The 11071-nt window shown below is 72.0% G+C and carries 10 protein-coding genes; all 10 read left to right on the forward strand.

Translation table 11 applies throughout. The features are described 5' to 3' along the window. Positions 1–37 precede the first annotated feature (37 nt). The 10 genes from argB to tyrS are packed head-to-tail and all read left to right on the forward strand — an operon-like array spanning position 38 to position 10725. Entirely contained in the window at positions 38–907 is an 870-nt protein-coding gene (gene argB / locus ABEB12_RS40255; protein WP_221498113.1) for an acetylglutamate kinase, read from the forward strand. Next, positions 904–2085, forward strand: coding sequence for an acetylornithine transaminase (locus tag ABEB12_RS40260; RefSeq protein WP_185060737.1), 1182 nt, complete (start codon positions 904–906; stop codon positions 2083–2085). The genes argB and ABEB12_RS40260 overlap by 4 nt, the downstream gene beginning before the upstream one ends. Next, on the forward strand, positions 2078–3061 hold the full coding sequence (gene argF / locus ABEB12_RS40265) for an ornithine carbamoyltransferase (RefSeq protein WP_185060738.1): 984 nt from the start codon (positions 2078–2080) through the stop codon (positions 3059–3061). Before ABEB12_RS40260 ends, argF begins: the two co-directional genes overlap by 8 nt. Further along, the gene (locus tag ABEB12_RS40270; protein ID WP_185060739.1) at positions 3058–3573 is read left to right on the forward strand and encodes an arginine repressor; all 516 of its coding nucleotides are present in this window, start codon (positions 3058–3060) and stop codon (positions 3571–3573) included. The genes argF and ABEB12_RS40270 overlap by 4 nt, the downstream gene beginning before the upstream one ends. After that, the gene (argG, locus tag ABEB12_RS40275) at positions 3570–5009 is read left to right on the forward strand and encodes an argininosuccinate synthase (RefSeq protein WP_185060740.1); all 1440 of its coding nucleotides are present in this window, start codon (positions 3570–3572) and stop codon (positions 5007–5009) included. Before ABEB12_RS40270 ends, argG begins: the two co-directional genes overlap by 4 nt. Beyond that, positions 5009–6463 carry an argininosuccinate lyase gene (argH, locus tag ABEB12_RS40280; protein WP_185060741.1) on the forward strand — a complete coding sequence of 485 codons (1455 nt, stop codon included), beginning with the start codon at positions 5009–5011 and terminating at the stop codon, positions 6461–6463. The genes argG and argH overlap by 1 nt, the downstream gene beginning before the upstream one ends. A 6-nt stretch (positions 6464–6469) precedes the next feature. Next, positions 6470–7750 carry an aminotransferase class I/II-fold pyridoxal phosphate-dependent enzyme gene (locus tag ABEB12_RS40285; protein WP_425572320.1) on the forward strand — a complete coding sequence of 427 codons (1281 nt, stop codon included), beginning with the start codon at positions 6470–6472 and terminating at the stop codon, positions 7748–7750. Further along, positions 7747–8406 (forward strand): DNA-3-methyladenine glycosylase, encoded by a 660-nt coding sequence (locus tag ABEB12_RS40290; protein WP_185060742.1) that lies wholly within the window; start codon positions 7747–7749, stop codon positions 8404–8406. Before ABEB12_RS40285 ends, ABEB12_RS40290 begins: the two co-directional genes overlap by 4 nt. 24 nt (positions 8407–8430) lie before the next feature. Next, positions 8431–9423: an ABC transporter substrate-binding protein gene (locus tag ABEB12_RS40295; protein WP_185060743.1), complete on the forward strand. Its 993-nt coding sequence runs from the start codon at positions 8431–8433 to the stop codon at positions 9421–9423. Between the two features lie 30 nt (positions 9424–9453). Then, positions 9454–10725 (forward strand): tyrosine--tRNA ligase, encoded by a 1272-nt coding sequence (tyrS, locus tag ABEB12_RS40300; RefSeq protein WP_185060744.1) that lies wholly within the window; start codon positions 9454–9456, stop codon positions 10723–10725. The last annotated feature ends 346 nt before the right edge of the window (positions 10726–11071 follow it).

Here is an 11071-nt window from a genome sequence, read left to right on the forward strand (position 1 = left end):
CGCCCAGTTAGGCGCGAGCGGGAGATCTAGCGAGCGGCTGGCGCGCGCCGGGGAGAAGGCCGGCGTGCTGGCCGAGGCGCTGCCCTGGCTGCAGAACTTCCACGGCAAGATCGTGGTGATCAAGTACGGCGGCAACGCCATGATCGATGACCAGCTGAAACAGGCGTTCGCGCAGGACATGGTGTTCCTCCGGCTGGCCGGCATCCACCCGGTGGTGGTGCACGGCGGCGGGCCGCAGATCACCGCGATGCTGAAGCGGCTGAACCTGCCGGGGGAGTTCCGGGGCGGGCTGCGGGTGACCACGCCGGAGACCATCGACGTGGTGCGCATGGTGCTGGTCGGGCAGGTCGGGCGGGAGCTGGTCGGCCTGATCAACGCGCACGGCCCCTACGCGGTCGGCATGTCGGGGGAGGACGCCGGGCTGTTCACGGCCGAGCGCCGCACCGCGCTGGTCGGCGGGGAACAGGTGGACATCGGCCTGGTCGGGGACGTCACCCAGGTCAACCCGGCGGCGGTGCGCGACATCGTGGCCGCCGGCCGGATCCCGGTGGTGGCCGGCGTCGCCCCGGACGCCGAGGGCGTGGTCTACAACATCAACGCGGACAGCGCGGCCGCCGCGTTGGCCGAGGCGCTGGGCGCCGCCAAGCTGGTGGTGCTCACCGACGTGGAGGGCCTCTACGCCAACTACCCGGACCCGGACTCGCTGATCAGCGAGCTGACCGAGGCCCAGCTGGCGGCGATGCTGCCCAGCCTGGAGTCCGGCATGGCCCCCAAGATGGAGGCCTGCCTGCGCGCGGTGCGCGGCGGCGTCTCCCAGGCACACGTGATCGATGGCCGGCTGGCGCACTCGGTGCTGCTGGAGGTCTTCACCAGCGAAGGAGTGGGAACGATGGTGGTGCCGTCATGAGCAGCGACCTCACGCAGCGGTGGCAGGCCGCGATGATGAACAACTACGGCACGCCGCCGCTGGCCCTGGTGCGCGGCAGCGGCGCCGAGGTGTGGGACGCCGACGGCCGCCGCTACCTGGACCTGCTGGCCGGCATCGCGGTCAACGCGCTCGGCCACGCCCACCCGGCCATCGTGGAGGCGGTCACCCGGCAGCTGAACACGCTCGGCCACACCTCCAACCTCTACCTCACCGAGCCGTCGGTGGAGCTGGCCGAGCGGCTGATCGACCTGCTCGGGGTCGGCAGCGCCCGGGTGCTGTTCTGCAACTCCGGCGCGGAGGCGCTGGAGGCCGCGTTCAAGATCTCCCGCCGGACCGGCCGGACCAAGCTGGTCGCCGCGCTGAACGCCTTCCACGGCCGCACCATGGGCGCACTGGCGCTGACCGGCCAGCAGCCGAAGCGGGCCCCGTTCGAGCCGCTGCCGGCCGAGGTCACGCACGTGCCCTACGGCGACGTGGACGCGCTGCGCGCGGCCGTCGACGGAGATACCGCGGCCGTGGTGCTGGAGCCCATGCTCGGCGAGGCCGGCGTGATCGTCCCGCCGGAGGGTTATCTCCAGGCCGCACGGGAGATCACCACCCAGCACGGCGCCCTGCTGGTGCTGGACGAGGTGCAGACCGGCATCGGCCGCACCGGCGGCTGGTTCGCGCACCAGGCGGTCGGCGTCACCCCGGACGTGATCACCCTGGCCAAGGGCCTGGCCGGCGGCATGCCGATCGGCGCCTGCATCGGCATCGGCGCGGCCTCCGAGCTGCTGGAGCCCGGCCACCACGGCACCACCTTCGGCGGCAACCCGGTGTGCTGCGCGGCCGCGCTGGCGGTGCTGCGCACGATCGAGTCGGACGGCCTGCTCGGCCACGTGGACCGGGTGGGCAAGGAACTGGCCACCGGCATCGACGCCCTGGCCCACCCGCTGGTCGGCGAGGTGTCCGGGGCCGGCCTGCTGATCGGCATCGGACTGCGCGAAGCGGTTTCGGCGAACGTCGCGAGCGCCGCCCGGGATGCCGGATTCCTCATCAACAACGCCGTGCCGGACCGGATCCGGCTGGCCCCGCCGCTGATCCTCAGCCACGAGCAGGCGGCCGAGTTCCTGGCCGCGCTGCCGGGGTTCCTGGATGCCGGGGTGACGAATGTCTAGCGCGGAACGCGCGCGCCGAGCGCCCGCCCAGTTAGGCGGGCGCGGGACAACGAGGCACCTGCTGCGCGACGACGACTTCAGCCCGGCCGAGCAGCTCGAGGTGCTGGACCTGGCCGCCGAGATGAAGCGGGACCGCTACGCCCACCGCACCCTGGCCGGCCCGAGGCCGATCGCCGTGATCTTCGACAAGAACTCCACCAGGACCAGGGTCTCCTTCGAGGTGGGCATCTCCCAGCTGGGCGGCCAACCACTGATCATCGACGCCCAGCAGAGCCAGCTGGGCCGGGGCGAGACCATCTCCGACACCGCCAAGGTGCTGTCCCGGTACGTGGACGCGGTGGTGTGGCGGACCACCACACAAGATCGCCTGGAGCAGATGGCCGCCGCCGCCACGGTCCCCGTGGTGAACGCGCTGACCGACTCGTTCCACCCCTGCCAGGTGCTGGCCGACCTGCAGACCGTCCGCGAGCGGTTCGGCCGGCTCAAGGGGCTGACCATGACCTTCCTCGGCGACGGGGCGAACAACATGGCGCACTCGCTGCTGCTCGGCGGGGCCACCGCCGGCATGCACGTGCGGGTGTCCGGGCCGGCCGGGTTCGCCCCCGACCCGGACGTGCTGCGCGCCGCCGTCAAGCGGGCCGAGGAGACCGGTGGCTCGGCCTCGCTGGTCGAGAACCCGGCCGAGGCGGTGACCGGGGCCGACGTGGTGGTCACCGACACCTGGGTGTCCATGGGCCAGGAGGCGGACGGGCTGGACCGGCGCGCGCCGTTCCTGCCCTACCGGCTGGACACCAACCTGCTCGGGCACGCCAACCCGGGGGTGATCGTGCTGCACTGCCTGCCGGCCCACCGGGGCGACGAGATCACCGACGATGTGATGGACGGCCCGGCCAGCGCCATCTGGGACGAGGCGGAGAACCGCCTGCACGCGCAGAAGGCCGTGCTCACGTGGTTGCTCCGGCAGAGCGGACCATGACCGCGCCGACCCGGGTGGCCCGGCAGGCCCGGATCGTCGAACTGATCACCCAGCGGGCGGTGCGCAGCCAGGCCGAGCTGGCCACGCTGCTCGCCGCCGAGGGCGTCGAGGTCACCCAGGCCACGCTGTCGCGGGACCTGGACGAGCTGGGCGCGGTCAAGCTGCGCGGCCCGGACGGCGGGGCCCCGGTGTACGTGCTGCCCGAGGACGGCCACCCGATGCGGTCGGCCGGAGTACCCCGGCTGGCCCGGGTACTCGGCGAGCTACTGGTGTCCACCGACGCCAGCGGCAACCTCGCGGTGCTGCGCACCCCGCCCGGGGCGGCCCAGTTCCTGGCCAGCGCGCTGGACCGGGCGGCGCTGCACGACGTCGTCGGCACCATCGCCGGCGACGACACGATCCTGGTGGTGGCCCGCGAGCCGCTCACCGGTTCCGAACTGGCACGGCGGATCGCCGCCCTGGGCGACTCGCGCTCCGACCCGAACCCTGATGAAGGAGCATCCCTCTCGTGAGCAAGGTCCTGACCTCCCTGCCCAAGGGTGAGCGCATCGGCATCGCCTTCTCCGGAGGCCTCGACACCTCCGTCGCGGTGGCCTGGATGCGCGACAAGGGCGGGATCCCGTGCACCTATACCGCCGACCTCGGCCAGTACGACGAGCCGGACGTCTCGGGCGTCCCGGCCCGGGCGAAGCAGTACGGCGCCGAGATCGCGCGGGCCGTCGACATCAAGCCGCAACTGGTCGAGGAGGGCCTGGCCGCGCTGGCCTGCGGCGCCTTCCACATCCGGTCCGGGGGCCGGGTGTACTTCAACACCACGCCGCTGGGCCGCGCCGTCACCGGGACGCTGCTGGTCCGGGCCATGCAGGCCGACGACGTCAACATCTGGGGCGACGGCTCGACCTTCAAGGGCAACGACATCGAGCGGTTCTACCGCTACGGCCTGCTGGCCAACCCCGAGCTGCGCATCTACAAGCCGTGGCTGGACGCGGAGTTCGTCGAGGAGCTGGGCGGGCGGGACGAGATGAGCCGGTGGCTGGCCGCGCACGGGCTGCCGTACCGGGACTCGGCCGAGAAGGCGTACTCGACCGACGCCAACATCTGGGGGGCGACGCACGAGGCCAAGACGCTCGAGCACCTGGACGTGTCCCTGGAGACCGTCCAGCCGATCATGGGCGTGCGGTTCTGGGACCCGTCCGTGGATATCGCCACCGAGGACGTCACGATCGCGTTCGAGGGCGGCTACCCGGTGGAGATCAACGGCCAGCGGTTCGCCGACAACGTCGCCCTGGTCCGCGCGGCCAACGCGATCGGCGGGCGCCACGGCCTGGGCATGTCCGACCAGATCGAGAACCGGATCATCGAGGCCAAGTCGCGCGGCATCTACGAGGCGCCGGGCATGGCGCTGCTGTTCGCCGCCTACGAGCGGCTGCTCAACGCCATCCACAACGAGGACACCGTCGCCAACTACCACAACGAGGGGCGCAAACTCGGCCGGCTGCTCTACGAGGGGCGTTGGCTGGACCCGCAGGCGTTGATGGTGCGCGAGTCGATCCAGCGGTGGATCGCCTCGCTGGTCACCGGCACCGTGACGCTGCGCCTGCGCCGGGGTGACGACTACACGATCCTCGACACCCAGGGACCGAACTTCTCGTACCACCCGGAAAGGCTCTCCATGGAGCGGGTCGAGAACCCGGCCTTCGGGCCGGGCGACCGGATCGGTCAGCTCACCATGCGCAACCTGGACATCGCCGACTCCCGGGCCAAGCTGGAGTCCTACGCCGGGCAGTCCCAGGAACAGGGGATGGTGCTGGTGGAGCACGGCACGCTCTTCGGCGAGCTGCCGGCGGGCGGGTTCGACCGGATCGCGGCGGCCCGCGAGGGCGGCGAGGCCGGCGGCGAGGATCACCGGGCACTCGACGAGGCCGCCCTGGAATCGGGTAACGACTGATGGCCGAGAGAAGGCTTGCCGGAACGAGCATTGGCTCGGCGCTGTGGGGTGGCCGGTTCGAGGGTGGTCCTTCGGACGCGCTGGCGGCGCTGTCCAAATCCACCCATTTCGACTGGCGGCTGGCCCGCTACGACATCGCCGGCTCCCGGGCGCACGCCCGGGTGCTGCACCGGGCCGGCCTGCTCACCGGCGACGAGCTGGCCGGCATGCTGGCCGGGCTGGACAAGCTGGACGCGGACGTCGTCTCGGCCACCTTCGTCGCCGCACCGGGGGACGAGGACGTGCACTCCGCGCTGGAACGCGGCCTGATCGAGCGGGTCGGCCCGGAGCTGGGCGGGAAGCTGCGCGCCGGTCGGTCCCGCAACGACCAGATCGCCACCCTGCTGCGGCTGTGGTGGCGGGACACCGCGCGCTCGGTGGCCGACGGGGTGCTGGACGTGGTGGACGCGCTGCGCGCCCAGGCGTCCCGGCACCTGGACACCGCGATGCCCGGCCGCACCCACCTGCAGCACGCGCAACCGGTGCTGCTCGCGCACCACCTGGCCGCGCACGGGCACGCGCTGCTGCGGGACGTGGACCGGCTGCGCGACGCGGACCGCCGCGCCTCGGTCTCCCCGTACGGCTCCGGCGCGCTGGCCGGCAGCTCGCTGGGACTGGACCCGGAGGCGGTGGCCGCCGAGCTCGGCTTCGCCGGGTCGGTGGCCAACTCGATCGACGGCACGGCCTCCCGGGACATCGCGGCCGAGGCGGCGTTCGTGCTGGCCATGATCGGGGTGGACCTGTCCCGGCTGGCCGAGGAAGTGATCATCTGGGCCACCGTGGAGTTCGGTTACGTCACGCTCCACGATGCTTACTCAACGGGTAGCTCGATCATGCCGCAGAAGAAGAACCCGGACGTGGCCGAGCTGGCCCGGGGCAAGGCCGGCCGGCTGATCGGCAACCTGACCGGCCTGCTGGCCACGCTGAAGGCCCAGCCGCTGGCCTACAACCGCGACCTGCAGGAGGACAAGGAGCCGCTGTTCGACTCCGCCGACCAGCTGGCCCTGGTGCTGCCCGCGATGGCCGGCATGGTCGGCACGCTGGTTTTCCACGCGCCCCGGCTGGCCGAGCTGGCCCCGGCCGGCTTCACCCTGGCCACCGACGTGGCCGAGTGGTTGGTCCGGGCCGGAGTACCGTTCCGGGTGGCGCACGAGGCCGCCGGCGCGTGCGTGCGGATCGCCGAGGAGCGCGGTGTCGGGCTGGACGAGCTGACCGACGCGGAACTCGCTTCGGCCTCCCCGTCGCTGGGTCCTAAGGTTCGAGAGGTGCTGACCGTGGCCGGATCGATCGCGTCCCGTGACGGCCGGGGTGGAACCGCTCCCGGCCGGGTCGCCGAGCAGCTGGTCGAGATGCGCTCGGCGGTCGAGGACGCGCGCCGCTGGATAGCCCAGCAGCCCCCCATCGGAGAAGTCTGAACAGAGATGAGTGCTGTCCCTATGTCCACCCTCCCACCCCCGCCCGACCTAGCTAGCGCAAAGGCCGACTACGACGCCCTGGTCGCCCAGGGCATCACCCTGAACCTGACCCGGGGCAAGCCCTCCAGCGAACAGCTCGACCTCTCGGTTGAGCTGCTCAGCCTGCCCGGGGCGGACTTCAAGGCCGCCGACGGCACGGACACCCGCAACTACGGCGGGCTGCGCGGCCTCCCCGAACTGCGGGAGATCTTCGCCGGCGAGCTGGGCGTGCCGGTCGACCAGCTGATCGCCGCCGGCAACTCCAGCCTCGAGCTGATGCACGACACGGTGGTGAACGCGCTGCTCAGCCCGGTCCCGGGGGCGTCGCGCCGCTGGCTGGACGAGCCGAGGGTGGCCTTCCTCGCTCCGGTGCCCGGCTACGACCGGCACTTCACCGTCTGTGAGCGGTTGGGCGTCGAGCTGGTCCCGGTGCCGATCACACCGGACGGCCCGGACATGGACGTGGTGGAGCGGCTGGTCGCCGAGGACGCCTCGGTGAAGGGCATCTGGTGCGTGCCCAAGTACTCCAACCCGACCGGCGCGGTCTACTCGGACGAGACGGTCCGCCGGCTGGCCACCATGCCCACCGCCGCGCCCGACTTCCGGATCATGTGGGACAACGCGTACGCGGTGCACCACCTGACCGAGACCCCGGCGCGCATCGCGGACATCCTGCCGCTGGCCGCCGAGGCCGGGAACGCGGACCGCCCGCTGGTGTTCGGCTCCACCTCGAAGATCACCGTCGCCGGTGGCGGCGTCGGGTTCCTCGGCGCCTCGGAGGCCAACCTGGCCTGGTGGCTGAAGCGGCTGGAAGCCCGGACCATCGGCCCGGACAAGGTCAACCAGCTGCGGCACGCCCGGTTCCTGGGCGACGCCGCCGGCCTGGCCGCGCACATGGAGAAGCACCGCCGGCTGATCGCGCCCAAGTTCGCCGCCGTGCAGCGGGTGCTCGCGGAGAACTTCGCCGACACCCCCGGGGTGACCTGGTCGGAGCCGACCGGCGGCTACTTCATCACGCTGATCGTGCCGGACGGCCTGGCCTCCGAGGTGGTGCGGCTGGCCAAGGCGGCCGGCATCGCGCTCACCCCGGCCGGGGCCACCCACCCGTACGGCAAGGACCCGCAGGACGCGGTGATCCGGCTGGCCCCGACGTTCCCGCCGCTGGCCCAGGTGGAAGGGGCCATCGCCGGGGTCGCGGTGTGCCTGCGCCTGGCGCTGGCCAGCTCCGGGCTGCCGGTCGGGGCGTGACCGACCTCCTCACGCGGGAGGATCTCGCCGTCGACGTGCTGCCGGCGGCCCACCGGCTGCTCGGCTGCACGCTCGAGGCGGACACCCCGGACGGACCGGTCGCGGTCCGGCTGGTCGAGGTCGAGGCCTACCGGGGCGCGGACGACCCCGCTTCGCACAGCTACCGGGGCCGCACCCCGCGCAACGCGGTGATGTGGGGCCCGGCCGGCCACCTGTACGTCTACTTCGTCTACGGCATGCACTTCTGCGCGAACGTGGTGTGCATGGGCGAAGGGGTGGCCGGGGCGGTGCTGCTGCGGGCCGGTGAGGTGGTCAGCGACCCGGGGCTGGCCCGGGCCCGCCGGCCGAAGGCGCGCCGGGACGCCGAGCTGGCCATGGGGCCGGCCCGGCTGGCCGCCCTGCTCGGCTTCGACCGCGAGCGGAACGGCGTGGACCTGACGGACCCGGCGTCCCCGGTGCGGCTGTGTGCTGGGGACCCGGTGCCGGCGTCGTCGATCCGGTCGGGGCCGAGGGTCGGGGTGGCCGCCGCCAAGGACCTGCCGTGGCGGTTCTGGCTGGACGGTTCGCCGGCGGTGAGCCAGTACCGGGCCGCCGTGCCACGCAACCGCCGGAACCGGGTGGCCAGGGTCTCAGGCGCCCCAGCTGGACCCGATTGATAGCTGAGCCTAACCTCAGCCTCGATGAGTGTGGCGAGACGGGTCGTTGCGGGCGTAGTGGTGCTGCTGGCCGTCCTGACCGCCTGCGCCCAGGCGCCTCGCGGGGATGCGCCGCCGACCTCGGCACCGGGTTTTCCCGCCACGGTCGCGCACAAGTTCGGGGTGACCACGGTGCCCGCGCCGCCGCGCCGGGTGGTGTCGCTCGGCTACACCGACCAGGACGCGATCCTGGCGCTGGGCGTGGTGCCGGTGGCGGTCCGGGAGTTCTTCGGCGGCCAGCCCTCGGCGACCTGGCCGTGGGCGCGACCGCTGCTGCGCGGCGCGACACCGGAGGTGCTGCCGCTGGCCGAGGTGAGCGTGGAGAAGGTCGCCGCGCTGCGGCCGGACCTGATCGTCGCGGTATCCGCCGGCCTCACCCGCGAGCGCTACCAGACCTATTCCCGGATCGCGCCGACCATCGTCCAACCGGCGGGCTACGTCGACCACGGCACGCCGTGGCAGGAGACCACCCGCATCGTGGGTGCGGCGCTGGGCCGGGGCGCGGAGGCCGAGCGGCTGGTCACGGGGCTGGAGGCGCGGTTCGCCGAGGTGCGTTCCCGGCATCCCGCGTTCGCCGGCAAACACCTCGCCACCGGGCGGGTGTACGTCGGCGACCGAGGGCAGTACATGGTCTGGAGCTCGCAGGACCCGAGGGCGCGGTTCTTCTCCGCGCTCGGTTTCGTGCCGATACCGGACTTCGACCAGCGCGCCGGCAGCCGCTTCTACGCGGACATCAGCGTCGAGCTGCTCAGCCTGCTGGACACCGCCGACCTGGTCGTGTGGATCACCAGCGGGGAGGCGGAGCGGGCGAGCATCGCCGGGCTGCCGGGGTACGCCGCGCTACGGACGGTGCGCGACGGCCGGTCGATGTTCGTCGGGGACGAGATGTCCGGTGCGCTGTCGTTCTCCAGCGTGCTGAGCCTGCCGAGGGCGTTGGACGTGCTCCCGGCGGAGCTCGCCGCGCGCCTGCCCGGATAACGGGTCGCCCGGTGCGGGATGATCGGGGGCGTGGTTGAGCACATTCTTGACGAGTTGGCCTGGCGCGGACTGATCGCGCAGAGCACGGACGCGGAGGCGCTGCGCCGCGACCTGGACGCGGGTCCGGTGACCCTGTACTGCGGGTTCGACCCGACCGCGCCCAGTCTGCACGCCGGGAACCTGGTCCCGCTGCTCACGCTCAGCCGTTTCCAGCGCGCCGGGCACCGGCCGATCGTGCTGGCCGGCGGGGCCACCGGGATGATCGGCGACCCCCGGGACACCGGTGAGCGCACGCTGAACGCGGCCGGCACGGTGGGCGAGTGGGCCGACCGGATCCGGGGCCAGCTGGAGCGGTTCGTGCACTTCGAGGATTCCCCGACCGGCGCGGTCGTGGTGAACAACCTGGACTGGACCGGCCCGATGGGCGTGCTGGACTTCCTGCGCGACGTGGGCAAGCACTTCTCGGTGAACACCATGCTGGGCCGGGAGACGGTGAAACGCCGCCTGGACGGCGACGGCATGTCCTACACCGAGTTCAGCTACCTGCTGCTGCAGTCGCACGACTACCTGCAGCTGTTCCGCAAGCACGGCTGCCGGTTGCAGATCGGCGGGTCCGACCAGTGGGGCAACATCGTCGGCGGGGTCGACCTGGTGCGCCGGGTGGAGGCCGAGTCGGTGCACGCGCTCACCACGCCGCTGGTCACCGACGCCGAGGGGCGCAAGTTCGGCAAGTCCACCGGCGGCGGCAGTGTCTGGCTGGATCCGGAGATGACCTCGCCCTACGCCTGGTACCAGTACTTCGTGAACGTCGCGGACGCCGACGTGGGCCGGTACCTGCGGCTTTTCACCTTCCTGAGCCGCCCGGAGCTGGATGAGCTGGATCAGCTGACCGCGACCCGGCCACAGGCCCGCGCCGCGCAACAACGGCTGGCCGAGGAGCTGACCACCCTGGTGCACGGCGCGACGGAGACGGAGCGGGTGGTGCAGGCCAGCCGGGCCTTGTTCGGCCGGGCCGAGCTGGGATCCCTGGACGCCGGCACGTTGCGGGCCGCGCTGGCCGAGATCCCGTCGGCCTCCGCGTCGCTGGCCGACGGGCCGACGATCGTGCGGTTGCTGGTGGAGACCGGATTGGCGCCGAGCAACTCCGCCGCCCGGCGGACCGTGGGCGAGGGTGGCGCTTACGTGAACAACGTGAAGGTCGCGGATGAAGACTGGACCCCCTCCGCCGCCGACCTTTTGCACGGACGCTGGCTGGTTGTGCGGAGAGGCAAGCGTCACACCGCCGCGGTGGAGATCGGCTAGACACGCCCGACCGACCGTTCGTCGCATCCGTGACCTGCGGTTTTGCCGTTCGGCGAGTTAGTGGCGAGGCGATTTGACTTTGGCTTGGCGCGGTCTGTAACTTTCTCCTCGTCGCCGAGCGGGGCGCACGGAAGACCAGAAAGACCCGGTCCTCCAGCCGCGAACCGCAGTAGGAGACAAAACCCCGAAGAAAAACTCAGGACGATCGGTTGCGACCGAGACCCGGACTGTGTAAGGTTGGGGAGTTGCCCCGGAACAGGTAGCCTGGCGGCTAACCGGTCTGGTGTGTGGATGTCTTTTGAGAACTCAACAGTGTGCTGAACTTTTTGACGCATCTTTTGTGGTG

The organism is Actinospineispora eucalypti, assembly GCF_039543365.1.
GTDB classification, from domain to species: domain Bacteria; phylum Actinomycetota; class Actinomycetes; order Mycobacteriales; family Pseudonocardiaceae; genus Pseudonocardia; species Pseudonocardia eucalypti.

Coding starts and splice junctions, on each gene's coding strand:
- ABEB12_RS40260 (WP_185060737.1), top strand. CDS start 904: ATGAGCAGCGACCTCACGCAGCGGTGGCAGGCCGCGATGATGAACAAC.
- argF (WP_185060738.1), top strand. CDS start 2,078: ATGTCTAGCGCGGAACGCGCGCGCCGAGCGCCCGCCCAGTTAGGCGGG.
- ABEB12_RS40285 (WP_425572320.1), top strand. CDS start 6,470: ATGAGTGCTGTCCCTATGTCCACCCTCCCACCCCCGCCCGACCTAGCT.
- argH (WP_185060741.1), top strand. CDS start 5,009: ATGGCCGAGAGAAGGCTTGCCGGAACGAGCATTGGCTCGGCGCTGTGG.
- ABEB12_RS40270 (WP_185060739.1), top strand. CDS start 3,058: ATGACCGCGCCGACCCGGGTGGCCCGGCAGGCCCGGATCGTCGAACTG.
- ABEB12_RS40295 (WP_185060743.1), top strand. CDS start 8,431: ATGAGTGTGGCGAGACGGGTCGTTGCGGGCGTAGTGGTGCTGCTGGCC.